26 protein-coding genes, 1 tRNA gene and 2 pseudogenes are annotated in these 24,124 nt (G+C 57.6%); 16 read left to right on the top strand and 13 right to left on the bottom strand.

The window, feature by feature from the left end:
• A pseudogene (locus ACVWXW_RS06960) lies at positions 1-168 on the bottom strand (RNA-guided endonuclease TnpB family protein); the annotation flags it as partial.
• Positions 169-243: 75 nt separating this feature from the next.
• Here ACVWXW_RS06960 and ACVWXW_RS06955 point away from each other — a divergent pair.
• Positions 244-819 (top strand): annotated as a pseudogene (locus ACVWXW_RS06955) (pyruvate kinase); the annotation flags it as partial.
• Positions 820-831: 12 nt separating this feature from the next.
• On the opposite strand, the gene lptB reads toward ACVWXW_RS06955, so the two are convergent.
• On the bottom strand, positions 832-1,560 hold the full coding sequence (lptB, locus tag ACVWXW_RS06950; protein WP_011433949.1) for an LPS export ABC transporter ATP-binding protein: 729 nt from the start codon (positions 1,558-1,560) through the stop codon (positions 832-834).
• 25 nt (positions 1,561-1,585) lie between these two features.
• On the opposite strand from lptB, the gene ACVWXW_RS06945 reads away from it, so the two are divergent.
• From ACVWXW_RS06945 to ACVWXW_RS06935, 3 genes are all read left to right on the top strand, one after another.
• Positions 1,586-1,759, top strand: a complete 174-nt coding sequence (locus ACVWXW_RS06945) for a hypothetical protein (RefSeq protein ID WP_414332112.1) — start codon at positions 1,586-1,588, stop codon at positions 1,757-1,759.
• Positions 1,760-1,823: 64 nt separating this feature from the next.
• Positions 1,824-2,120, top strand: coding sequence for a hypothetical protein (locus ACVWXW_RS06940; protein ID WP_011433947.1), 297 nt, complete (start codon positions 1,824-1,826; stop codon positions 2,118-2,120).
• Between the two features lie 167 nt (positions 2,121-2,287).
• The gene (locus ACVWXW_RS06935; protein ID WP_457403317.1) at positions 2,288-2,779 is read left to right on the top strand and encodes a pentapeptide repeat-containing protein; all 492 of its coding nucleotides are present in this window, start codon (positions 2,288-2,290) and stop codon (positions 2,777-2,779) included.
• Positions 2,780-2,855: 76 nt separating this feature from the next.
• Here the strand turns inward: ACVWXW_RS06935 and ACVWXW_RS06930 are convergent.
• From ACVWXW_RS06930 to ACVWXW_RS06905, 6 genes are all read right to left on the bottom strand, one after another.
• A tRNA-Leu gene (locus ACVWXW_RS06930) sits at positions 2,856-2,936 on the bottom strand.
• Between the two features lie 90 nt (positions 2,937-3,026).
• Positions 3,027-3,950 (bottom strand): NAD(+) kinase, encoded by a 924-nt coding sequence (locus ACVWXW_RS06925; RefSeq protein WP_457403316.1) that lies wholly within the window; start codon positions 3,948-3,950, stop codon positions 3,027-3,029.
• A 273-nt stretch (positions 3,951-4,223) separates the two neighbouring features.
• Positions 4,224-4,745, bottom strand: a complete 522-nt coding sequence (locus ACVWXW_RS06920; protein WP_457403315.1) for a response regulator — start codon at positions 4,743-4,745, stop codon at positions 4,224-4,226.
• Positions 4,746-5,064: 319 nt separating this feature from the next.
• Positions 5,065-5,400, bottom strand: coding sequence for a DUF3007 family protein (locus ACVWXW_RS06915; protein ID WP_457403314.1), 336 nt, complete (start codon positions 5,398-5,400; stop codon positions 5,065-5,067).
• A 29-nt stretch (positions 5,401-5,429) separates the two neighbouring features.
• Positions 5,430-5,651 (bottom strand): NAD(P)H-quinone oxidoreductase subunit L, encoded by a 222-nt coding sequence (gene ndhL, locus ACVWXW_RS06910; protein WP_414331907.1) that lies wholly within the window; start codon positions 5,649-5,651, stop codon positions 5,430-5,432.
• Between the two features lie 108 nt (positions 5,652-5,759).
• Positions 5,760-6,164, bottom strand: coding sequence for an NIL domain-containing protein (locus tag ACVWXW_RS06905; RefSeq protein ID WP_414344412.1), 405 nt, complete (start codon positions 6,162-6,164; stop codon positions 5,760-5,762).
• 295 nt (positions 6,165-6,459) lie between these two features.
• Between ACVWXW_RS06905 and ACVWXW_RS06900 the strand changes: the two genes are divergently transcribed.
• Positions 6,460-6,630 (top strand): hypothetical protein, encoded by a 171-nt coding sequence (locus ACVWXW_RS06900; protein ID WP_414344414.1) that lies wholly within the window; start codon positions 6,460-6,462, stop codon positions 6,628-6,630.
• Between the two features lie 7 nt (positions 6,631-6,637).
• Positions 6,638-9,073 carry an endonuclease MutS2 gene (locus ACVWXW_RS06895; protein ID WP_457403313.1) on the top strand — a complete coding sequence of 812 codons (2,436 nt, stop codon included), beginning with the start codon at positions 6,638-6,640 and terminating at the stop codon, positions 9,071-9,073.
• A 95-nt stretch (positions 9,074-9,168) separates the two neighbouring features.
• On the opposite strand, the gene ACVWXW_RS06890 is transcribed toward ACVWXW_RS06895, so the two are convergent.
• From ACVWXW_RS06890 to ACVWXW_RS06880, 3 genes are all read right to left on the bottom strand, one after another.
• On the bottom strand, positions 9,169-9,423 hold the full coding sequence (locus ACVWXW_RS06890) for a hypothetical protein (protein WP_011433939.1): 255 nt from the start codon (positions 9,421-9,423) through the stop codon (positions 9,169-9,171).
• Positions 9,424-9,545: 122 nt separating this feature from the next.
• Positions 9,546-9,968, bottom strand: a complete 423-nt coding sequence (locus ACVWXW_RS06885) for an urease subunit beta (protein ID WP_457403312.1) — start codon at positions 9,966-9,968, stop codon at positions 9,546-9,548.
• A 49-nt stretch (positions 9,969-10,017) separates the two neighbouring features.
• Positions 10,018-10,320 carry an urease subunit gamma gene (locus ACVWXW_RS06880; RefSeq protein WP_011433938.1) on the bottom strand — a complete coding sequence of 101 codons (303 nt, stop codon included), beginning with the start codon at positions 10,318-10,320 and terminating at the stop codon, positions 10,018-10,020.
• A 427-nt stretch (positions 10,321-10,747) separates the two neighbouring features.
• Here ACVWXW_RS06880 and hrcA point away from each other — a divergent pair, with 427 nt between their 5' ends.
• Both hrcA and tilS read left to right on the top strand, forming a co-directional pair.
• Positions 10,748-11,899 (top strand): heat-inducible transcriptional repressor HrcA, encoded by a 1,152-nt coding sequence (gene hrcA, locus ACVWXW_RS06875; RefSeq protein WP_414344420.1) that lies wholly within the window; start codon positions 10,748-10,750, stop codon positions 11,897-11,899.
• A 53-nt stretch (positions 11,900-11,952) separates the two neighbouring features.
• Positions 11,953-12,936 carry a tRNA lysidine(34) synthetase TilS gene (tilS, locus tag ACVWXW_RS06870; RefSeq protein WP_457403311.1) on the top strand — a complete coding sequence of 328 codons (984 nt, stop codon included), beginning with the start codon at positions 11,953-11,955 and terminating at the stop codon, positions 12,934-12,936.
• 282 nt (positions 12,937-13,218) lie between these two features.
• Here tilS and arsB read toward each other — a convergent pair whose 3' ends face one another.
• On the bottom strand, positions 13,219-14,229 hold the full coding sequence (gene arsB / locus ACVWXW_RS06865) for an ACR3 family arsenite efflux transporter (RefSeq protein WP_414328751.1): 1,011 nt from the start codon (positions 14,227-14,229) through the stop codon (positions 13,219-13,221).
• Positions 14,230-14,688: 459 nt separating this feature from the next.
• On the opposite strand from arsB, the gene grxD reads away from it, so the two are divergent.
• The 6 genes from grxD to ACVWXW_RS06835 all read left to right on the top strand — a co-directional run bounded on the left by grxD (position 14,689) and on the right by ACVWXW_RS06835 (position 19,052).
• Positions 14,689-15,030, top strand: coding sequence for a Grx4 family monothiol glutaredoxin (gene grxD, locus ACVWXW_RS06860; protein ID WP_011433932.1), 342 nt, complete (start codon positions 14,689-14,691; stop codon positions 15,028-15,030).
• Between the two features lie 29 nt (positions 15,031-15,059).
• Positions 15,060-15,350 (top strand): BolA family protein, encoded by a 291-nt coding sequence (locus ACVWXW_RS06855; RefSeq protein WP_414383123.1) that lies wholly within the window; start codon positions 15,060-15,062, stop codon positions 15,348-15,350.
• Between the two features lie 44 nt (positions 15,351-15,394).
• Positions 15,395-15,751: a phage holin family protein gene (locus ACVWXW_RS06850; protein ID WP_457403310.1), complete on the top strand. Its 357-nt coding sequence runs from the start codon at positions 15,395-15,397 to the stop codon at positions 15,749-15,751.
• Positions 15,752-16,078: 327 nt separating this feature from the next.
• Complete coding sequence (locus ACVWXW_RS06845; RefSeq protein ID WP_457403309.1) at positions 16,079-17,635, top strand: B12-binding domain-containing radical SAM protein; 1,557 nt, start codon at positions 16,079-16,081, stop codon at positions 17,633-17,635.
• Between the two features lie 51 nt (positions 17,636-17,686).
• Positions 17,687-18,847, top strand: a complete 1,161-nt coding sequence (locus ACVWXW_RS06840; protein ID WP_457403308.1) for a SpoIID/LytB domain-containing protein — start codon at positions 17,687-17,689, stop codon at positions 18,845-18,847.
• Positions 18,848-18,884: 37 nt separating this feature from the next.
• Positions 18,885-19,052: a hypothetical protein gene (locus ACVWXW_RS06835; RefSeq protein WP_457403307.1), complete on the top strand. Its 168-nt coding sequence runs from the start codon at positions 18,885-18,887 to the stop codon at positions 19,050-19,052.
• Between the two features lie 93 nt (positions 19,053-19,145).
• Here the strand turns inward: ACVWXW_RS06835 and topA are convergent, their stop codons facing one another.
• Positions 19,146-21,941: a type I DNA topoisomerase gene (gene topA / locus ACVWXW_RS06830; RefSeq protein ID WP_457403306.1), complete on the bottom strand. Its 2,796-nt coding sequence runs from the start codon at positions 21,939-21,941 to the stop codon at positions 19,146-19,148.
• A gap of 195 nt (positions 21,942-22,136) precedes the next feature.
• On the opposite strand from topA, the gene ACVWXW_RS06825 reads away from it, so the two are divergent.
• Positions 22,137-22,562 (top strand): VOC family protein, encoded by a 426-nt coding sequence (locus tag ACVWXW_RS06825; RefSeq protein WP_457403304.1) that lies wholly within the window; start codon positions 22,137-22,139, stop codon positions 22,560-22,562.
• A 578-nt stretch (positions 22,563-23,140) separates the two neighbouring features.
• Positions 23,141-24,109 (top strand): CobW family GTP-binding protein, encoded by a 969-nt coding sequence (locus ACVWXW_RS06820; RefSeq protein WP_457403302.1) that lies wholly within the window; start codon positions 23,141-23,143, stop codon positions 24,107-24,109.
• Positions 24,110-24,124: the final 15 nt, after the last annotated feature.

The following is a 24,124-nucleotide window of genomic DNA, read 5'->3' as shown; positions in this document are numbered from 1 at the left end:
CTCGTAGTAGCAAAGGGATTGCAGCTTGACCGCGTTGACGATCTTCTCCGGCGTGTTCTGGTTGACCCAATTCAAGGCTTGGCCAAAAGCCTCCATCGTCGCGTCCAATTTGGCGGCTTGCGACTGGGGTACCTTGAGCTTGCAGGAGACGGTCAGGACTTGGGTCATGGTTATATTGTAACCTCGCATTCCTCCCGGCACTGACCCTATGGGTACAGTGCGGGGCTCCTGCGATTTCTAGCTGACAGTCAGCTCCAGATCCGTTCCCTTACCGACAAAGACTGCCAAGACCTGGACTTTGTGGTGCGGCATGCCGACTTGGTGGGCTATTCCTTTGTCCAGCAGCCAGCGGACTTGCAGTTGCTGGTTTCTGAGCTGGAGCGGCGGCAGGCTCGCCCCGATTTGGGCTTGATCCTCAAGATGGAAACGCAGCGGGCGGTAAAAAATCTGCCGGCCTTGATCGCGACCGTTGCCGGCTGCCGGCCCCTGGGGGTGATGATTGCCCGTGGCGATCTGGCTGTGGAGATCGGTTGGCTGCGCTTGGGCGAGATCCAGGAGGAACTGCTGTGGATCTGCGAGGCAGCCCAGGTGCCGGTGGTCTGGGCTACCCAGGTGCTGGATCAGCTCACCAAGGAGGGCTTGCCCTCGCGGCCTGAGCTTTCCGATGCGGTGATGTCTGCCCGCGCCGAATGTGTGATGCTCAACAAGGGCCCCTACCTGCTGGAGGCGGTTGCCCTCCTGGACGAGCTGCTGGCTCGGATGCAGACCCACCAGCACAAGAAAAGCCAACGCCTGCGAGCTCTGTACTCCTGGAGGTGACCTGGAGCTGCCCTAGAGACGGAACTTCTCCCCCAGGTAATACTTGCGCACCAAGGGATCCGCCGCCAGCTCCGCCGCCGTGCCCTTGGCCAAAATGGCCCCGTCGTTGAGGATATAGGCCCGGTCGGTGATCTCCAGCGTCTCCCGCACGTTGTGGTCAGTAATCAAAACACCGATGCCCCGTTGCTTGAGCTTGGCCACCACCTCCTGAATATCCGCCACCGCGATGGGATCCACCCCCGCAAAGGGCTCATCCAGCAGCAGAAATTTCGGCCCGTGGATCCCAGCGGCCAAGGCACGGGCGATCTCCGCTCGGCGACGCTCCCCCCCCGATACCTGCAGGCCCAGGCTGTGGGCCACGTGGGCGATGCGAAACTCCTCCAGCAGTTGGTTGAGCCGCTGCTGCCAGAGGCGGCGAGGCACCCCCGTTTGCTCCATGATCAGCAGCAGGTTGTCTTGGATGCTGAGGCGACGAAAAATACTCGGCTCCTGGGCCAGGTAGCCGATCCCCAATTGGGCCCGGCGATGCATGGGCAGGTGGGTGATGTCTTGGTCATCCAACCAGACATGGCCGCGGTTGGGCTGGATCAGGCCAGTCATGATGTAGAACGTGGTGGTTTTCCCCGCCCCATTGGGGCCCAGGAGCCCCACGATTTCCCCCTGCTGAATGTTCAGGCTAACGTCGCTCACCACCTCACGGCGGCCATAGCGCTTACAGATGTTTTCTAAGTAGATCTGCATAGGGCCGGCACAGGGCTGCTGATCAATGCTTACTGATTCTGTAGGGCTGATTCTCTCCAACCGACAGGGATCCCGGCTGCCGCAGCGCACAGGCTACTTCCTCAAAGATGCCCCAAACCCCGCCCACAATCCAGGGGAGTGTAGGCAAAGTGGATCCCTCTCAAGCCAACCGGAGGGATCCCTAATGGGGTTCTCATAGCTCACGGCAACTGCTCGCCCCCCTCAAAATGGGATCATTTCACTAGGGGATCCCTGGCCTTCCCATGCTTCGCTGCCCAGCTTGCTACTGGCTCAACTCCAACTCCGATTATCGCTGTCGTCGCTGTGGGCACTTTTTGCGCCATCGCCCGCTTCCTGTTGCCGAGAAACTCAACCCAAGAAGGCCAACAACCAGCCCTGCCGGCTGGCGGGAAATCCGCTGGGATCGCGTCCTGACTTCCTCGGCAATACTCGGGGTTTTGGTGGGGTTGGGGCAACTGTCTTGGCATTGGGTGCAGCCGCTGCTCAAAGATCCACCCCTTCCCAGTGTTGGCAACGGCCCGGCAGCTTCGGGACGATAGGACTCCAAACGTCATCCCGCCCTGAGAGAGCCTGCTATCAGGTGGGCCAGACAGACCTGCGGAGTGGCCGAAGCCAGAAGATGCCACTATCATGTGACCAGCGCAGAACCATCCCCCTCTGCTGTGTCCCTTCACGTAAACCTTCAAAATTGTGAGGCTTGGTAACCATGAACCTCAATCTCAAAGTTCCCGCCATTTGGGCAATACTGGCCACGGCAGCCTTGGCTTCCTCTGCCGCAGCCACAACCTACAACTCTTGTTTTATGCGCTACCTCATGGCTTCCCGCACCTGTCCCAACTGCCGCCTGGGATCCATTGAGCTGAGCAATCTGGATTTGGCGGAGGCCAATTTCAGCGGTTCCGATCTCATCGAGGCCAATCTGGAGCGCACCATCTTGACAGGTGCCGATCTCAGCCAGTCTTACCTGGTGGGGGCCAATTTGCGACGGGCCCAATTGAGCGGAGCCAACCTGAGTGGCGCTTACCTGGAGGGGGCAGACTTGCGGGGGGCCAACCTGCGGGGGGCCGATCTCTCTTCTGCATCCCTGTACGGCGCCGACTTGCGGGGGGCCGATCTACGCGACGCCAACCTGGTTGGGGCTGACCTGCGCTTTGCTCGCACCTGGGGCGCACGCCTGCAGGGTGCCGTTCGGGAATAGTGCCAAAGGCCGAAGCCAGCTTCCCCTCTCCCTCTCTGGGAGAGGGACTAATGAATAACGCGTACTAATTGCGTAATGCGGATGGCGAGACTCGAACTCGCAAGGCAAAGCCACACGCCCCTCAAACGTGCGCGTATACCAATTCCGCCACATCCGCTTCCGAGCCTAACCATCATAGCGACAGAGGGGTGGAGTTGTTAAGGGCATTGGCCATTTTGCAGCTATGGCTTGTCCTGCCTCGGCAAAGTTAAGGCAACTCCACCGACGTGGGCTTGGAAGCGTGGGGCAGTCCCCACCCCAACTTCTCTCGCATAACCCGGAAAAATTCCGGTCGGCGCAGGCGCATCAAATCTGTCCAATAGGGGGCACGTACCACCCGAATCTGGTCTTCCGGCATGATGTAGCAGCCGGCATTTCCATCTACCACCAAAACCAGTGGCTGAGGGGTAACGGGGCTAATCCATACCTCCTCCGAATCGGGGAAGACCAAGGCCCGCGACGCCATGGAATGGGGGCAGATGGGAATCAGCTGCAAAACCGGCACCCCCGGTGTGATCACCGGCCCACCCGCCGAGAGGGCATAGGCCGTCGAGCCGGTGGGAGTAGCCAAGATGACTCCGTCGGCAGCCACATCCAGAGGTGAGTGATCCCCGATGGTGATCTCGAAGTGGCACATGCTGGTCAAAGGCTCGCGGTGCAACACCATCTCGTTTAAGCTCAAGACCTCCCAGCGCAATTCTTGCCCTCGGTAGGCTTGCACCAGCAACATGCTGCGGCGATCCAGGGTGTATTCCCCGGCAATGGCGGCACTGGCTGCCTCTTCTAGGTGAGGAAGGTAGGTCTCCGTCAGAAAGCCCAGATGGCCCGTATTCACCGCCAACAAGGGGATCCCTTTGGGGGCCAGTTGCCGTGCTGCTGCCAAGACGGTGCCATCTCCCCCCAACACCACCGCAAACTTCATGGTTTGATCAAATCCAGCCGGAGCCAGGCTATCTACTTTGGTCAGGCAGATGGGGCTGTCGGGCTTGGCATAACCGAGGATACCGCTCCAGTTGGGGGCCACACAGACTTCCCAGCCCTGCTCCTGAAACCAGCGGGCTAGGGTTTCGCTGCTGCGTTTGGCGGCGGGTTTGGCGTCGTTGTAGAGGATCCCGGCTTTGGGCTTGGTCATGGGCAATGGGAAGGCAGAGGTGCCAAAACTCTATCAGTTCTGCAGGCCCCTCTGCTGGCCAGGTGATCCATTCCACAATTTCTGCCAGCAGACTTCGCTGATACATTGACGCTGAACAAGACGGGTAGCTTGCACGGCGAGGCCATGCCCTGCTGCCCGGGGCTGCAGCGATTGCATCCTGCTCGTTGCCAATCGGCAGCTCAACCCTGGCAGGGCAAGAAGCTACGAGAAGCTACGAGGAAAAACGAGTGACGGCAGGTTGGAACGAGTACCTCAATCGACAGGGCGACCCCGGTACATCAGTCGGTACTTCACCTGCGGGGTCAAGTCTTTTTGCCCTGGATCCCCTTCCGCGGTGATGGGTTGTGGAGGGGCGGTGGGAGAGTGGGCGCTCGGCTGCGGGGGAGGGGTGGAAGAAGATGTACGGCTGACCTCCGCCGGCCATAAGCCCGCTTGCTTCAGAGCCCTATGGAGCGCCTCCGTGTCAATAGGCAAAAACCACCTGGCAGCCTCGTAAATCCGTTCGAGGGAGTGGAGAAGGTCGCCGGCCTCCGCCAAGCCAGGGATCACATCTGCTGCCCCCTGATAAATTGCCCAGCGCCGCTCTGCAGGCTCGATGTGGCGACGGGGGTGATGAGTCAGGATCACAGGGATGTTGGGCAGCTTACTTTGGCACTCTCGACAAAAGGCATAGGGGTTAAACAGCCCCGTCGTCATGTCCACCACCATCAGATCCAAATCCAGAGGCTGACTTGCTGCCACCTCCAGCAGATCTTCACGTGGGGAAATCGGCACCACAGAGTGCCCCTGAGACTCCAGCGCCAACTTCCAGAGATGAATTTGCGAGGGCTGGCCCTGAGCTAGCAGTATGGTTTTTCTCACAGTGGATGGAGAGATGTGAGTAGAAGGAAAGGCAAAGGCTTGCACCACTTGATGATCCGTCGTACGTCAGAATCTTGTGCAAGGCGCAGTGTAGCATCCTTAAGAGGAGCAAATGGTGACCGGATATACAAGTGCTGCTGTTTAGGCCCAACACTCTACAAATTAAATCCGGATTAAATCCGGATCCCCAGCAGCCGACAGCCCATTTCTGGGTGCGGCCTGTCCAATGGCCTCAATGTTTCTCCTGCTCAACCCAATCCGGGATCCCTTCTTTCTCACTTTCCAATTCAGCTTGCAGGGCCTGCCACTCTTCTGGGGAGAGGGAGCGGAGCCTCTCTTGAATCTGCTGGGTCTCAAAGCTGGCCCACTGAGCCTTCAGGGTCATTTCCCCCCGCAGCACCCGCTTCAGGTAGCCAAAAGTCCACCCCAAGCAGGCCAGCAGGAGCACCACGCTCGATATCTGCTGCGCAGCCCCCGTATCCAAGCCCGCCCAAAGCAGCAGGCCATAGAGGATCCCTCCCCCCAGCAGCAGGGCCAAGCCTATGCCAAGAACGTCCAATCTGCGCATGGCTCAGTGGATCCGACAAACGGCTGACCTTACAGCGACCGAGGCTTGGGCCGAAACGTCATGAAGGGAGCCAAGAGCACCATGCCGGGAAAGAAAAACAAGACCAAGAAAAACATCAGCACCTTTTCCCAAGCACTGCCTGAAGTCCAGCGTTTGTCCACGTACAGCAGAGACAACAGAGGCAGCACCAGCAAATAGAGAACAGCCAAACCGGCATAAGTTAACCCAATCAACGATGTAGTAGAAGCCATGTCGAGTGCGCTCCGCAGCTAGACCTATGTCCAACAAATCTAACAGGATTGTAAAGGGATTTGTCAGCTTGGGGGAGTTCGTAACTCAGCCAACTGACCACAAACTGACTACAAGCTGGTGCTGATCGCCCCAACGGGGCAGGTGGCAACACACTGTTCGCACATGACACAGCGGTTGCGAGAGAACTCCAGCTTCCAGCTGGGAGCAGAAATCTTCAGGGCCTCGGTTGGGCAAACTCCCGTACACAATCCACAGTCCACGCACAAGTCTGGGTCGATTTGAATTTCCTTGGCCCGTTCAGTCACCTCAATGCCCAAAGACTGCACCCACTCCAAGCCTGCTTCCACCTGGTCGATATCCCCCGACAGCTCCACCACCAAAGTACCCACTTCGTTGGGGGCTACCCTGGCGCGCACGATATTGGCAGCCACATCGAAGTCTTTGGCCAACCGATAGGTGAGAGGCACATTCACCAAATGGCGGGGGAAAATGAGGGTGACTCGTTTGCGCACGGATCTTGAGTGTTTTGAGTGCAGCAACTTCCTTCAGTATGGCAGGCTTGTGAGGTTCAGTTTGGCCGTGAATGCAGCTCACTTCCACCCTCCACAGGACACCCAAGGCGAACCCCACAGCGGTAGGGCGGGGCTTTGAACCCAGTTTTTCGGTGAGCTCAGCTTCTTGGGAAGATCACCAGAGGCAGCGCGTGAGACAACGGCGCCATTATCAGCGTGCCCCTCTCACCAAAAGCTATCTGTGGAAGCCGACCCAGAGCCTGCCACAATAGGATGGAGAGCGTCCCCGATCCCTATGAACCCATCTTTTGCTCAGCCCCGTCTCAACTCAGAGCAGTACCGCCAGATGCTGGTGCGGGATGGCGAACGTCGCTTCCGCGAGTGGCACACAGCCTTCCTCAAGTATCAACAGCAGTTTTTGCAAGAGATGAAGCAACTGCGTCTCCAGGGTTCCTTGCATCACTGAATGGTTAATGCCCACCGTCCCCACCTTGCACCCGCTGCCAGTCTTCTCCAAGCCCGATCCCTCCCCAAGGCCTACGGCCTGCCAAGGCGAACGGCAAGAAACCTTGGAATTGCTGGAGTGGCCCCGCCTTTGTCAGCACTTGGCCACCTTTGCGGCCACACCCTTGGGCCGCCGCGCCTGCTTGGAGCTGGATCCCTGGCAGAGCCGCGCCGACAGCGAAGCCTACCTTGAGCAGACGGAAGAGGCGATCCGCCTCGATCGCACACAGGCCGGGGGACTTTCTATGGCAGGGATCCACAACTTGCTGCCGGCTTTGGAACGGGCCGAACGGGGGGGGATCCTGAGCGGGGAAGAGCTGGTGCAGATCGCTACAACTCTGGGGGCAGCCCGCCGCATCCGCCGCCTGATCGATGATCATGACCATCTGCCCCACCTGCAGGCCTGGGTGAGCAACCTGCGCACCTACCCGGAGCTGGAGCAGGAGATCTTCCGCTGCCTGGAGGAGCATGGTGAGGTGCGGGACAGCGCCAGCCCTGCCCTTGCCAATCTGCGCCAGCAGCAACGGCAACAGCGCAGCCAGATCCAGGAGCGCCTGCAACAGTTGATGAGCCAGTACCCCCAGGCGCTGCAGGATACCCTGATTGGCCAGCGGCAGGGGCGGTTTGTCCTGATGGTCAAGGCCACCCATCGGGATCTCATCCGCGGCCTTGTGCACGACAGCTCTGCCAGTGGAGCCACCCTCTATGTGGAGCCCTACGCTGTGGTGGAACTGGGCAACCGCTGGCGAGAAACCCAAGCTCAGATTCAGGCGGAGGAAGAGCGGATCTTGGCCGCGCTCTCGGCTCAGGTGGCAGCCGTGGCCACCGATCTGGAGCATTTGCAGGGGGTGATGGTGGGGTTGGATGTGGCTCTGGCTCGGGGTCGCTACAGCCTCTGGCTGGACGGCAATCGTCCCCAGTTTGTCTCGGCAGGATTGCGCCTGCGTCAGGCCAAGCACCCCCTGCTGCTCTGGCAGTCCCGCGCCGCTGCCCCTTCGGAGGGTCAAGGCTCTGCCGTTGTCCCTATCGACTTCACCCTCGCGGACTCCATTCGTGTCGTGGTTATCACCGGCCCCAACACCGGCGGCAAAACCGTTGCCCTGAAAACCCTGGGCCTGCTGGTGCTCATGGCCAAGGCGGGGATCTTCCTGCCGGCTCAAGATCCGCCCCAACTGCCTTGGTTCGACGGGGTTTACGCCGACATTGGGGACGAACAATCGCTGCAACAAAATCTCTCCACCTTTTCAGGGCACATCCGCCGCATCAGCCGTATGGTACAGGCCCTGCAGTCCACTCCAGAGCCGGCCCTTGTCCTGTTGGATGAGGTGGGGGCGGGCACGGATCCCACCGAAGGAGCTGCCCTGGCGGCTGGGCTATTGGAGTACCTCTCGGAAAGGGCACTGCTCACCCTGGCTACCACCCACTACGGCGAGCTAAAGGCCCTGAAATACCAACATCCCGGCTTTGAAAATGCCTCAGTGGAGTTCGACGAGGTCACCCTGGCCCCCACCTATCGCCTCTTGTGGGGGATCCCAGGCCGCTCCAATGCCTTGACCATTGCTCAACGGCTGCAGTTGGATCCAGAGATTCTGCGGCGGGCCCAGCGGCACCTGCAAGGGGAAAGCCAGGTGGATAGGGTCATTGCCGGCCTGGAAGCGCAGCGGGCTCAATTGGAAGAGCGGGCGGCCCAGGTGGGATCCCTGCATCGAGAGCTGGAGAGCCTACATCAACAAATGCAGCAGCGCAGCCGCCAAATCGCCGAGCGAGAAGCCCGGCTGGAGCAGAAGCAAAACCAAGAACTGCAAGCCCTGTTGGCTGCTGCCCGTCAGGAAGTGGCTGCCGCCATCCGCAGATTGCAGCAGGGAGAGGATCCCCAACGCATTACTGCCGAGCTGGCGCAAATCCAGCAGCGCTACTCTCCCCCACCGCCGCCCGTGGATATGGAGTTTGTGCCAGAGGTGGGAGATCGGGTGCGGCTGAGAGGCTTGGGGCAGACGGGAGAGGTGATCGCCATCGAAGGAGATGTATATGTAGTGCGCAGCGGCATCCTCAAATTCACAGTGCCACGGGGGCAGTTGGATCCCATTGATGAACACCAGGCTAAGCAACGCCAACGCCCCAAAGCCCCACCTCCCTCCCCTGCAGCCACCGCTCCCCTGAACCTGCGCACCAGCCAGAACACCCTCGATCTGAGGGGGAAAACCGTTGCTGATGCTGAGGCCATTCTGGAACAGCACTTTGCCCAAGCTCCTCCCGGCCCGGTTTGGATCATCCACGGCCACGGCACAGGGCGCCTGAAAGCCGGCGTCCAGGCTTATCTCCAAAATCACCCGCGCGTTCAGCGTTTTTCAGCCGCTGATCCCGAAGACGGCGGTACTGGAGTGACCGTGGCTCATTTACAGTGAGGCTTGTACAGTGAGGCTTGCCAGTGCCAGAAGGGAGTAGAGGTGGTCGCGTTGGCATTCTCGAGTCGGAGACCGGACAAGTGCCGGGCAATGTCTCAAGCTTGACTGTGGAGCACTGCCGCTGCTGAGCTGACGGGCTGGGATCCCTTCTGTTGCCGCTGGCTTTGCCAGAGCCAGTAGCCCCGCACCAGTTGGCTATCCCCAATGAGCTTCAACATCACCGCCACCGTTGCACCTGTCCAACTGAGAGGCCCAAAGGCGGCGCCTGCTGCTGCCAACAGCGCCAACCCAGAAAGATTTAGCCCCAAGCCTTGCACCCACATCCACAAGACAGTCTCGCGCTCTGACATCTGTCAGCTCCTAGAGGAGAAATAGGATAGCCCTACTGTCCTGAATCTGAGCAGAGACGGGGATGGGGTTGAGCCTTGACACCGCTGCCCAAAGCTGCACACTTGAGGGGGGCATATTCCCCCTACGGATGGGCTGCTTCACCCAGCCACTCCTGCAATCGGGCCAGAGCCAGCCGCTTCTGGGCAGCGGAGCGTATCGTGCCCTCCGTGAGCCGATTGAAGCCATGCACCAACCCCTTGCCCCCCAAAGCCACCAGCGTTACCCGATGGGTTTGCCCTGGCTCAAAACGCACTGCGTTGCCGGAAGGGATGTTGAGGCGCATGCCAAAGCTGGCGGCGCGATCGAAAACCAGGGCTCGGTTCACCTCAAAAAAGTGAAAATGGGATCCCACCTGAATGGGCCGATCCCCTCGGTTGGTAACCTCCAGGGTCACGGTGGCCCGTCCGACGTTGGCTTGGATGGGATCCTCTGCCAGCAACAGTTCCCCTGGGATCAGGGCCGGCTCTGCGTTGGCAGCAGGGTTGGTTCTGGATTGGCGAGCCATGGGGACGACCTCCTGAAGTCTCTGGGTCTTTGGAGCATCTGGGGGATCCCTAGCGAATGGGGTGGTGTAGGGTAACCAGCTTGGTTCCGTCGGGGAAAGTAGCCTCCACTTGAATTTCCGGGATCATCTCTGGGATCCCGGGCATCACGTCCTCGCGGGTCAGCCACGTCAGCCCCTCGCTCATCAGTTGGGCGACCGTTTTCCCCTCCCGCGCCCCTTCCAAGACTGCTGCGCTCAAGTAGGCCACCGCCTCAGGGTAATTGAGTTTGAGGCCCCGCTGCCGCCGATCCCGAGCCAACTGGGCAGCCAGGTAGATCAACAACTTGTCTTTCTCCTGGGGGGATAAGTACACGGGACAACCTCAAAGATAAAAAAGGATACAGGGGGGACAGCAGCAGGCCCAGTTGGCCTAGAGTTGACCGAACTCATGCGCAGAAATCCCCAGTCTTGGCGCAGCGGACTGTTGCTACGCAACAAGGTGGCTAGCCGTAGTTCATCTTCTACCACCTCTGGGCAAAAAAGGGGAGCCCAGGCTACAAGAGATTTCACTCTCTCCTGCACAAGCAGCAGTCTCAACCTCTTCCGACATCGGGTTTTGCAACTTCCTTCCTAGGCAACCCGCTATATAAAGAGTAACAATAGATGCATATAGATTAGAAGATGTAAAAGTCTGTCTGGATTCCTATCTCAGCTCTGAGTTGGTTTATCCTGGAGCAATTTACCGGCTCTGTATTAACAGTTTCCTTTGATAGGCGTTGACTGGGTTCTTTTGATCGGCTATGAAACTCGAACTGACTCCCCGCCAGCGGAAGATTCTCTGGGCGACGGTGCGCAGCTACATTGCGACGGCTGAACCTGTCGGTTCCAAAACCTTGGCCCAGTCCTACAACTTTGGGGTGAGCACGGCCACCATTCGTAACGACCTGGCCACCCTTGAGCAAGTGGGATTGCTGTTTCAGCCTCACACCTCCGCCGGACGGGTTCCTTCCGACTTTGGCTATCGGGTTTATGTCAACGATTTGTTGACCTCTGCCAACAGCGGTGGGATCCCCCACGATGCTCCTCAGCCGGATCCCCATCCCGCTCTGCAACAGTTGATGGATCAGCTTGGCCGTGAGCTGGGAGACGACCTAGACAGCCTCCTGCAAAGGGTAGCTCAGCTTTTGGCCCATCTGAGCGGTTGCATTGCTCTCATCACTCCTCCTCAGGGGCCGGTGGTAGCCATTCATCATGTGCAGTTGGTGTCGGTAGCGCCAGGGCGGGTGATGGTGTTGGTGGTAACCGACTCCTATCAAACCCATTCAGCTCTGGTCAGCCCCCCCGACTGGCCCAGCGACTCCCGAGAGGATTTGGAAGATGAATTGCAATTGCTCAGCAACTTTCTCACCCTGAAGCTGCGGGGCAAAACCTTTGCCGAGTTGCAGGATCTGAGCTGGCTGAAACTGGATGAAGAATTTCGTACCTACGGCCATTGGCTCCAGCAACTGCTGCGCTCGGTGGTGCAACGCTGTCTACAGCCCTCTCTGGGGCAGGTGTTCAGTGCCGGTATGGCCGAGTTGATGCGTCAGCCGGAGTTTTCCCAGGCCCGGCAGGTGCAGGCAGTGATGCAGTTGATCGAGGAGGGAGCCAAGCAACTTCAGGGGATGATTGGGCTCCATTTTGCCGATGGGGGTTTGCCCTCTCTGCCGAGCTCAACGGAGATGGATCAGGAGTCGGGACAGTCTGCCCGCAAGACCCCGGTGATCATCTACATTGGCAGCGAGAATCCACTGGAGTCTCTGCACCACTGTACGGTTATCGCCTCCACTTACCACCGTCGCTCAGCTCCTCTGGGTACGGTCACCTTGCTGGGGCCGACCCGAATGGCCTACGAGCGCAGCATTGCTGCTGTGCAGGCGGTGGCCTCTCATCTGACCCGAGCTCTTGCCTAAGGGATCCCATGAAGGCAGGCAGGGTCTGGGTTGCACCTGAGCAATAGCAAGCTGTGGCCAGGCTCTCTCCTCTCCACCTGCGGGTACAGTGCGCCATTCGGCAGCGGCAACTTCTTCACCCTGGCCAGCGACTGCTGGTGGCTTTTTCGGGCGGGCAAGATTCTTTTTGCCTGCTCCAAATCCTGCGGGATCTACAGCCTCGCTGGGGCTGGCAGCTCTTCGTTTTGCATTGCGATCACCGCTGGTCGGCAGATGAAACGGAGTGTGCTCGCTTTTTGCAGGGGTGGCTGCAGCAGCAGGGACTGCCTCATGCTGTTGAGACTGCGGATCCCATCCGCCGAGACGAAGCAGGGGCCAGGGCTTGGCGCTACCAACAACTGGACAAATGGGCCCGCATCTGGGATTGCAGCGCCGTGGTGATGGGGCATACGGCCACGGATCGAGCAGAGACGTTTTTGTGGAACTTGTTGCGGGGAACAGGAGCCGCCGGGCTGAGCAGCCTGGATTGGCAGCGGCACCTAGACGACCGGGATCCCACCTCTGCCCAGGTGGTGCGACCCCTGCTGGGTCTATACCGTTGGGAAACCGAACAATTTTGCCAGCAGCACCAATTGCCGGTCTGGCCGGATCGCAGCAACCAAGATCTGGCCCATTGCCGCAACCGTCTCCGCCTGGAGGTGATGCCCTACTTGAAGCAGCACTTTAATCCGCAACTGGAAGCGGCCCTAAATCGGGCTGCCACACTGCTGCAAGCAGAACATGAGCTGGTGGTAGCTCAAGCAGCTCAGCTATGGCCACAGGTATATGAGCCCGCTTTGCCAGGGCTGCGACGGGATCCCTTGCGGGCTGCCCCCTTGGCTCTGCAGCGGCAGGTAATGTTCCAGTTTTTGTCCCTGGTGTTGCCCCACCACCCCACCTTTGACCAGGTAGAAGCCGGGATCCAGCTCTTAAAAGCAGACCGAGGCAGCCGTAGCCCCGATTATCCAGGTGGGCACTGGCTGGAAGTGAAAGGGGATCACTTGGTTTGTTTCCATTAATTTTTCCATTAATTCCACTTCCCCGAAGGGAAGCGACTGATTCATTAATAGTAAGTATCACCACTGGTTGTGGCAATACTTGGATACGATTAGCATCTTATGGTAATAATACAGGCCCGAGTCCATTGGCTACAGCACCTGATATGACCACTGCATTTGTACCTACCCCATCACAATGGGCAACCAAGACAATAGATTTAAGCCCGTATGCTTCTCAAACCGCCGCCAGAATCAGATTCCAATTGCGAAGTGGATGGGGAAATGTTACTTATCTGGATTTATTTAATACCTCCAACTGTTAGCGATGGCTACCAACGATAACATGATGGGTACTTCTATGAGTACACCAACCACCGTGGCTAACGACGCACCTGAATTAAGACCAAAAAGTGATATGGCCACGGCAACTGCGAGTTCAAAAAAATTACTGGCACCAATCATCGCAGCCGGTGCACAAACCGGATGTGATAAACGGAGCAATTTTCCACCCAGCCAGGTTATAAAAAATATGAAGTAGGTTTGAATGGTCAGTGGTATGGCTATCAACAAAATGGTGTATGGATGATCCAGTATGTGTTCGCCCTGAAAGGCAAAGAGTAAAACCAGGGTTGAAAGCAATGCTAGTATGGAAACAGGACGAAGTGCCGGAAGAAATTTTTGTTCAAACCAATCCTTTCCTTTTCGTTGAGGCAATATCCGATTGGTCAGATAACCCGTAGTTAGCGGTATAACAACAAAAACAACCACCGAAGTAATCAGTACTTCATACGGTATCTGTATGTTGGTTACTCCCAGCAGCCATTTTACAATGGGTACAAATGCAACCGGCAGAATAAGATCGTTGACTGAAACTTGTATTAACGTATAATTGGCATCGCCTTTTACCAAATAACTCCACACAAACACCATGGCTGTGCAGGGTGCGGCACCCAGCAGAATGGCGCCTGCCAGGTACTGGTCTGCATCTTCCGGAGTGATCCAGGTAGCATACAGATTTTTAAAGAAAATCCATCCAAATAATGCCATGGTGAAAGGTTTGATCAGCCAGTTTACAGTAACTGTCAGCGCCAGCCCTTTCCAATTTTTTGAAACACCGCCTATCGATGAAAAATCAATCTGTACCATCATCGGGTAGATCATCATCCAAACCAACACCGCTACCGGAATGTTGATGGTATATATCTGCCAGCTTTCAAGCACCGAAACAGAATTCCCCAGTATTTTCCCAAGACCAATGCCTGCAGCAATGCATAGCGAGACCCAAACGGTAAGGTATTTTTCAAAAAACTTCATGGGTTGAAATTTAATTACAGCGTTTCCATTAATTCCACTTCCCCGAAGGGAAGCGACTCCCCCCGATTATAACCCTTGCCCAGAGGTCTTGTTTTCGGCTGCAATTTCCCCTTGTTTTTCTCCGCCGAGGGGCCTGAAACCCTTGCCCAGAGCGGGATCGACCGGGTCAACGGAAGAATCAGGGTTTGAGGTTTGTCGCCGACCCTGTCGCTAACCATGTTGGTGTAGAAATTAACATGGATCCTGGGGTCGCTGCCTGGATAGGTTGGATAGGTTGGGGGCTTGGGCCAGCCCTGGGCAATGGGGCTTGCTGGTGGCGTCCGTAGAACAGAGTCTATGAGAGAATCTCTCGGCCCAACCGTGGGAAAAGTGTCGAGCATGTTAAAAGTAGACGAAAATGAGATCTCGATAGGATGCTAGTTTGCCTATCGACTGTTGTCGCTATAGTGGCTGAACACCATGCTGGATCCCCTTTTGGAAGAGAAAATCCGTGAGCAAATCCGCACCCACAAGGTGCTCATCTACATGAAGGGCACCCCGGAAATGCCCCAATGTGGGTTTTCCTATGCCGCCGTTCGTGTGCTGGATAGTTTGGGCTTCCCCTACACGGCGATTAACGTACTCGAGGATCCTGAGATCCGCCAGGGGATTAAAGAGTTTTCCAACTGGCCTACTATCCCGCAGATTTATATTGATGGGGAGTTTGTGGGCGGTTGCGACATCATCCAAGAGATGCACGCCCGCAACGAGCTGCGTCCGCTGGTCGAGGCAGCCTTTGCTAAGGCCACGGCTCAATCTTAAGGGATCCCATCTCATCCAGAGGGGTTGCCATGCTTACCCCCGACTACCTTCGGCAGCACCTGATGGAGAAGCTGCAGGCTCTTCATGTGCAGGTGGAGGATGAGTCCCACCTTCACATCGGCCACGGGGGCGGGACAGGAGGGCACTACCGAGTTCAAGTAGTGTCGCCTTCGTTTGTCGGCAAAACGACCCTACAGCGACATCGCCTGGTGTATGCCGCTCTGGCGGAACACATGGGGCGGAGCATTCATGCTTTGGCCCTGCAAACTTACAGCCCTGAAGAGGTTTCTGCGCAAGGGATCCCTGAGCAGATCGGCTAGCATAGAGGGCAAAATCGCGGCCCCATCAGGGCAGAGGAGGGAGCATGGCAACTCTTTTGGCCACCTGGCTGATGTCAGCCTTGAGTGTAATGATCCTGGCTTGGCTTTTGCCCGGGATCCACGTCTCTGGATTCGGGGGTGCTTTGGTGGCGGCTCTGGCCATTGGTCTGGTCAATGGTTTGGTCAGGCCGATTCTCCGGTTGATCACCCTGCCGATTACAATTCTTACCCTGGGCTTGTTTTGGCTAATTTTGAACGGCATCTGCTTGGTCATTGCCGATAAGCTGGCCGGGAATGCTTTCAACATCGATAATTTCGGCTGGGCGTTTATCGGCGCAATTGTACTTTCCATCGTCAGCGGCTTGGTTCAGCAGGTTTTTGAGCAAGGTGCGCCGAACTGACTTCGTCCCCAGCCGTGAGAGGGCAGGGTTTGGTTCAAGATTGCAGGGGGTACGCTAGGGGAACGTCAACACTCAGCCCGACGATAACCAAAACCAACTTTAAGGGATCCCGATAAGCTTTACTCCATTGGCCCTGCCCGCTAAGTTTTTGCCGCAGAACCATAGGATTCTCCACAGATAGCCTGCACAAGATCTGCCAATGGCTAACATCAGCAGGATATTGCGAGCAGGCGTTTGATCTGTGGCTGCTTTATCTAAGCCTAGCAAATCGATAGGAAACCAGTAGGGGATCAAGTTGGTCGATCTGCAACTCAGGAGCTGGTTGGTATGAAGGCGTTGCTGCTCTATCCGCGTTTTCCTCAATCATTCTGGTCTTACAATCGCACCATTGAGATGGTGGGGCTAAAAGCGCTAATGCCACCTCTGGGCTTGATCACCGTTGCTGCTTTGCTGCCCCAACACTGGGAGATTCGCTTTGTGGATCGCAATGTAGCTGATGAAACAGAAGCCGATTGGCAGTGGTGCGATCTGGTGATCTTGTCAGCCATGTTGGTGCAGAAGCAGGATTTCCACGCCCTCATTCGCAAAGCGGTGCAGTTGGGCAAAAAAGTAGCGGTGGGCGGACCCTATCCAACTTCTGTGCCACAGGATGCCCTGGAATCTGGTGCTCACTATTTGGTTTTGGATGAAGGGGAAGTGACCATACCGGCCTTTGTCAAGGCTCTAGAAGCTGGGCAAGAGTCGGGCATTTTTCGGGCTGCGGAAAAACCGGATGTAACCCAAAGTCCTTTGCCAAGGTTTGATCTGCTGCCCATGGATCAATACTTCATGATGTCAGTCCAGTTTTCACGAGGTTGCCCCTTCAATTGCGAGTTTTGCGATATCATCTCTCTTTACGGACGCAAGCCAAGAACCAAAGAGCCAAGTCAAGTGCTAGCTGAGCTACAGGCCCTCTATGACTTGGGCTGGCGGGGTTCGGTATTTGTAGTGGATGACAATTTTATCGGCAATCAGCGCAACGTCAAGCGATTTTTACGAGAGCTGATCCCCTGGAGCCAGAAGCGCAACTATCCATTTACCTTTATGACAGAGGCTTCAGTCAACCTGGCCGAAGATGAAGAACTGATGAGGTTAATGGTAGAGGCGGGTTTCTATGCTGTCTTTTTGGGCATTGAGACCCCAGACCAAGACAGCTTACAGATGACTCAAAAGCTACAAAATACCCGTCACCCTTTGGTGGAGGCCTGTCGCAAGATCAACGAGGCCGGACTGCTGATCTATGCTGGGTTTATTCTGGGCTTTGATGGAGAGCGGCCAGGAGCAGGGGAGCGCATTCAGGCTTTTGTCGAGCAAACCGGTATTCCTCAGCCGATGTTAGGCATTTTACAGGCTTTGCCAAACACGCAACTCTGGAATCGCTTGAAGAAGGAGGAACGTTTGCTGGAAGGGATCGGCGTGACTGAGTTCGGCGATCAAAATACGCTGATGAATTTCATTCCCACCCGTTCTCTATCGGAGATTGCCCGAGAGTATCTGGAAAGTTTTTGGAAACTGTATGATCCTGCACGATATTTGTCTCGCTGCCTGCAACAATGCCTGAATATCGGCATCAAAGATGGCCGGCGGCAAATGATGAAGCTGCCCCTTCGCAAAGGGATCCATCTGCTTCTACAACTCATCTGGCGGCAAGGGATCCTTCATCCCGAAATCCGCGCCCAATTTTGGCGGCAGCTATGGACGATTTGGCGACAGAAACCGAGCCTGCTGAACCTATATTTGGGCCTCTGCGCTGCAGGAGAACACTTTTGGGAATATCGGGAATTGGCCCGCGCCCGGCTTACCCAGCAACTGGGATACGATCCTTTGCTGGCCAGCTCATCTTGACAGTATTTCTGGGGGAATGGTCTATCGATAGAGGATGCCCGGATGGGGCCTATGCGGCGACGACAGTTGGGGGCGATGGTGCTGGGATCCCTGTGGGCTGTTTGGGGAGGCTCTCGGCAGGCCCAAACGTCCGGGCGCGGAGATTGGCTGGCCGTGGAGCTGTTCAGCCGCTGGAGTGCGGATCCCTTGGTCGAGTTGGAGCTGATGGGCCCTTTTGTTTTAAATCAGCAGCCTTTTCCAACAGGCACCTGGAAGTTACAGGTTCGCCGCCAAGAGCTCCTTCTGACCGGGCCGGGACAGCCTCGTCGCTACCAGGGATCCCTTTGGCTACAGGGGGGAGCCCTGCGCCGCTTCGCAGGGGAGGAGCGTCGCTATCGGGGTTGGGTACAGATTTGCCCGGAGGGTTCAGGTCGCCTGCATCTGGTGAACTGGGTCAAGTTGGAAGACTATCTGCTGGCTTTGGTGCCCAGCGAAATGCCTGCCGATTGGCCAGCCGCCGCCTTGCAGGCGCAAGCCATCTTGGCCCGCACTTTGGCCATTCCCCATCTGCACCCCGGCCCCAGAAGAGAATGGCCCTCTGCCCCGATAAGGCCATTGCAAGACTCCACCGCCCACCAGTTCTATGGTGGCCTGGCCTATGAGACGGCGGCGACCACTGCTGCGGTGCGGGCAACCCGAGGGCAGATCCTAACCCATGCCGGCCAGCCGATAGAGGTTCTGTTTCACTCCACCTGTGGGGGCCACACCAGCGCCAATCAGGATATTTTTGCCCCACCCGCCCGCCCCTACCTACAAGGGGTGATCTGTGACGGGTGTCGCGCCTCTCCCTTCTATGGCCCTCACAGCGTCCGGCTCAGCCGACGGGAGTTGGAGCCAGCCTTCGGCAACGGCGATCTGGAGATTGTGCAGTCGGATCCCTGGGGTCGCCCCCTGCGCATCCGCGTTGGATCCCAACTGTTGACTGGCCAAGAGTTTGTGCTGCGCCTTGGCCAAACCCTGGGTTGGGGGATCCTCCCCAGCAACCGCTTCACATGGGAACGTCTCCAGCCAAAGGCCGGCCAGCAGGAAGTGTACCTTTTTACCTATCGCGGAGCCGGGCATGGGGTGGGACTGTGTCAGTGGGGATCCCGCGGCTTGGCCGAGCAGGGCTACACAGCGCCGCAAATCCTCAATCACTACTTCCCCGGCACCCAGGTGATAACGTTGAGCTGAAGGCTGTTGGCCCCGACTCCAACTCTCATTTACTCCCGTGTCCCTTGCACACCCCCATCGTCGCCATCCTGCCTACTGCTACTGCAGTGAGCTGGAACATGCCCAGATTCTCAAGCGCCAGCAGCAGGATCCCTTGCCGTTTGCAGAAGCAATGGGTTGCATTGCCAATCGGGAAGCCGCTGTGGCCGCTGCTTGCGGCCCTTGAAGCAGTTGTGTCGTCAGCAAAACTGTTACATGGCTAACCCCTAAGCCACCTTGAGCAGGCGACCTTGGGCCATCGCACCCCAAGAAGCTGACCTCAGGCGGGGGCTTTGGGGGTGATCTTCACAATGGTGGGACGGGATCCCACCTGGGCTGACCCATTCGCTTGCGGCTCTTTGGCCATCCCGCCGCCGGTGGAAGTGGTTTGTGCTTTACGCCGCTTCTGCGGCACAGCATCTCCAGCCGGCTGGGCTGTAGGGCTGCTGGAGGCAGTTTTGGCTTGGGTTTTACTGACCGAGGAGCCCGCTTTGCCGGTCGAGCGGCTTTTCCCCTTGACCTCTGCAGAAGAGACTTCTTTTTCAGCCAGCACCTGCAGGGCCATTTCCAGGGTAACCGCTTCGGCAGGGATCCCTTTGGGCAAAGAGGCATTGACCTTGCCATGTTTGACATACAGCCCATAGGGGCCGTCGTGCAGATGAACCGGCTCGCCATCCTCAGGATGGGATCCCAGCTCCCGCAAGGGCTTGGCCGAGGCGCGCCCACGGCTTTTCTTGGGCTGGGCCAGCAGCTCCAGCGCCCGCTCCAGGCTGATGGTCAGCACATCCTCCTCGGCGGGCAGAGAGCGAAAATCGCCATCACAGACTACGTAGGGGCCGAAGCGGCCAATACCGGCCTGCACCTTTTTCCCCGATTCCGGGTGTTCCCCCAAGGTGCGAGGCAAGCTCAGCAACCCCAAGGCAATCTCTGGCGTGACCTGATCCGGTTTCAACCCTTTGGGCAGGGAGGTGCGCTTGGGTTTTTTGTTGTCCTCAGAAACTTCCCCCAACTGCACATAGGGGCCATAGGGGCCCTGCGGGATCACGTAGATGGGCTCTTGGGTTTCCGGGTGAAAGGCAATGGGCTTGGGGCCTTCCTGCTTCCGCTGGATTAGCTCCGCAATGTGTTCTGCGCTCAGATCGGCGGGGGGAATATCCTCCGGCAAGTTGGCGCGCACCTCTCCAGACTCAGTTTCAACTGCTACATAGGGGCCATAGGGGCCAATGCCGATCTTGACAGGCAGGTTCTCCAGATGGATGGAGCGGGCCAGGCCGGAATCAATTTCCAGCTCGCGCGCCTTCACCTGTCCCTCGAGACCCTGCTCGCCCAAGAAGAAATGGCGCAGATAGGGCAGCCACTCCGCCTGTCCAGAAGCAATGTCGTCCAGCGTTTGCTCCATCTCGGCGGTGAAGCGGGTATTCACCAGGTTGGGAAAGTATTTTTCCAGTAGCTCGGTGACTGCAAAAGCCGTGTAGGTGGGCACGAGGGCATTCCCCATCGGCCTGACGTAGCCACGGCTCATGATCGTATTCAAGATGGTGGCGTAGGTGCTGGGGCGGCCAATGCCCTCACTTTCCAACACCTTGACCAAGGAGGCTTCCGTATATCGGGCTGGAGGCTGGGTTTCGTGGGCAACGGGTTCCAGCTTCTGGCAGCGGAGGGGATCCCCCTGCCGCAACAGGGGCAGATGCACCTCCCGATCCTCTAGGGCAGCATCGGGGTCGTCGGATCCCTCCACATAGGCGCGGAAAAAGCCGGGAAAATCGATGCGCTTGCCGCTGGCCCGGAACACCGCATCGTCTACGGCGATGAGTACGATGGTGTGGGTCTGCCGCGCCTCAGCCATTTGGCTGGCGACGGTGCGCTTCCAGATCAGGTCGTAGAGGGCCAGCTCCTGGCCGGAGAGGGGGGTTTGGCTGGGCAGGCGAAACTCTGATCCAGCAGGACGAATGGCCTCGTGGGCTTCTTGCGCCCCTTTGGTTTTGGTGGTGTACTGACGGGGCTCGGGGCTGAGATATTCTCTGCCGTACATCGACTCCACGCAGGCGCGGGCAGCGCGGATGGCCTGCTCCGACAGGTGGACCGAATCGGTGCGCATGTAGGTGATGTAGCCCTCTTCGTAGAGCTTTTGGGCAATGCGCATCGTCTGCTGGGCCGACAGGTGCAGCTTGCGGTTGGCCTCCTGCTGCAGGGTGGAGGTGGTAAAGGGAGGGGCAGGTTTGCGGGTGGAGGGGCGCTCTTCCACAGAGCTGACGATCCAGGCTTTTCCCAGCAAGCGATCCCGCAGGGCCTCGGCCTGGGCCTGATCCAACAACACCACATCCCGCCCGGCAATGAGCTGGCCGGTGCTGGGATCGAAGTCTTGCCCATTGGCCAGGCGTTTGCCACCCAAGCTCACCAGCTCTGCTGGAAAGACAGCCTGCTGGCCGGCGACGGTCGTTTTGGGCTGCAGCTCCGCTTTGAGATCCCAGTAGGAGGCTTTTCTGAAGGCGCGCCGCTCCCGCTCTCGATCCACCAAAAGCTTGACCGCCACCGACTGCACCCGCCCTGCCGAGAGTTTGGGGGCAATTTTTTTCCACAGCAGCGGCGACAGGGTATAGCCCACCAGGCGATCCAAGATGCGGCGGGTCTCCTGGGCACGCACCAGTTGTTCATCCACCTCACGGCAGTTTTGCAGCGCCTCCTGAATGGCCTCGCGGGTAATCTCGTGGAACACCATGCGGCGGGTGGGCACTTTGGGTTGCAGCACCTGCTGCAAGTGCCAGCTAATGCTTTCCCCTTCGCGGTCTTCGTCGGTGGCCAGGATCAGCTCGTCCGCCTTCTTGAGCGCTTCCTTCAGCTCCTTGACCACCTTTCTTTTGTCCTTGGGGATGACGTAGAGGGGCTCGAAGTCGGCGTGGACATTGACCCCCAGGCGGCTCCACTCTTCTCCTTTCAATTCTTCTGGAATTTCAGATGCCGAATCGGGGAGATCCCGCACATGTCCCATCGAGGCCTGAACTTCGTACCCTGCGGGCAAGAATCCACGGATGGTACGGGCTTTGGTGGGAGATTCGACAATGACCAGCTTAGGCATAATTGAGGTTGGCAGCAATCGGCTTAGGTTGTCGCATTTCCCGCCCCAAGGATTGGGCGGGCCAGCATACACTGCAAGAGGTGCTTAAGATAGACAGCCTACTTTTCTGGAGCGTAGCAAGTCTACCTGCGCTTGACCAGCCGTCATCGGCGATGATCCGAGCGGTCTGGCCCCATCTGGCTGCTTTGCAGGACGATGAAACTACACCATTTTTCCATTCGCACCGCCGATATCTTCCGCTCCATCGCTTTTTACGAGGGGCTGGGCTTTGCGGTGGAAGAACGCTTTACTGCCGGGATCACGCTGGCCTGCTGGATGCGTGGTCCCTGGGGGCGCTTAGAGCTGATGCAGGTGCCGGATCCCCGGCCTGCCCCGGATCCCTTTGGGGATCCCCACTATGTGGGCTACTACCATCCCGCTTTGGAGATCGAGCCTGCATGGGAATCCTTGGCCGCTTATTTGGAGCATCTGCAGGCGCAAGTGCCGTTCACCCTGCTGCTCCCGCCCCAGCAGCAGCAAATCGGCAATCAAATCTACGAGGTGGCCTTCATTGCCGATCCCGATGGCCTACCCATCGAGTTGCTCCGCCTACAGGGATCCCCAAAATCCGAACGGGGTTAGCAGTCTGCATTCGGCAAGGGGAGTGGTTGAGGCTTTCACCCAGAGAAGTGGCGCCGACGTTTGCTGAGCTGCCGATCCTTCTGTTGGACTTGCCATTGGGTGGAATCCAAAATTATGGTTATGGTTGTTTCAGGTTAAGATGGGGAACCTGAGCTACTGAGAAAAGCCTTCTGGCCCCCTATATTGCTTCGCAACGCTGACGCGACGACGCGACCAACGGTTTAGGTGTGGGCAAAGTGTCCTAGTTTGAATCGAAATGACTGTAAGTCTAAGGCTAAGCTGTTGATATCCCCCCTGCCCGAAGGAAAGGGATTCTGGTTCCTGGTTCTGCGATAGCACTAAAACCTATTTAGTTTAGGTTGGATCCAGTCGCGAGACTGTCGGGTTTTTATAGCGCTCCGCGCCGCCGTAGGCGAGAGCAGTTGACTACCCTGCCCCTGCTAACAAACACATATAACTATAACAAACGTATAAAGTAGTACAAAGCTGCCCTGGAAGGGCGGGGCTTTAAACCCAGTTTTCTTGGTAGAGCCTGTGGGGAACTAGAGAGGATTTGTTGGTTGTAGACCGAATTGGCAATGAAAACTCAGCTTCCGGTTACCCTCTTGACGGGCTTTTTGGGCAGTGGTAAGACTACCCTACTCAAGCGCATCTTGGAGGAGGAGCATGGGTTGCGCATTGGAGTGATCCTCAACGAGTTTGGCGAAATTTCCATCGATGGAGAGCTGATCAATCTGCCCGAAGAGGGGCTGATGCAGCTCAGCAATGGTTGCCTTTGTTGCACGGTGCGAGAAGATTTTGAACAGGCAGCCCGAGAGCTGCTGCAGCGTGCCCAGGCGTTGGATTACCTGGTGGTGGAAACCAGTGGGGTAGCGGATCCCAGGCAGGTGACGGAGCTATTTGTGCAGAGGACTTTTCATGAGGAGTTGCGCCTGGATGGTGTGGTGACGTTGGTGGATGGGGCCGAATACTGGCAGAATTTCCGGCGCTCGCAAACTGCTGCCCACCAGATCAGCAGTGCCGACATTGTGTTGCTCAACAAGGTGGACTTAATCGGCGAAGCCGAACGAGAGCGGATCCTTCTGGATCTGCGCCGCTACAACCCCGATGCCCCTTGCCTGCTCACCACCCATGCCCAGGTGCCCTTGGCCCGCATCTTGGATGTGCATGCCTTTCGTCCGGAATTGTGGGATCCCAGGCTCCCCAATGCAGAGACTGAGGCCCACCATAGCCATCACCTCGAGGAAGACGGGATCCAATCGGTGAGCTTTCAACTGCAGCAGCCGCTGGATTTGGCGGCTTTTCGCGATTGGCTACAAGACATGCCCGAGACCCTTTTTCGCGCCAAGGGGGTGCTGTGGGTTGTGGATGAGCCGCAGCGGGTTATCTTTCATCAGGTGGGCCAGCGGCAAACCCTTTTTCTGGAACGGGACTGGGATCCCGATGAGCCCCGCTTGTCCAAAATTGTGTTGATTGGCAAAGGGCTGGAGCCGGAACAGCTGGCTGCCGGCCTCAGCCGGGTGTGTGGGGCAACCGCCGCTGGCTAAGGATCCTCTTCAGTT

Source organism: Thermostichus sp. MS-CIW-30 (assembly GCF_054058015.1).
Note: the sequence above shows the minus strand (reverse complement) of the source record. Positions and strands in the feature narration are given on the sequence as shown.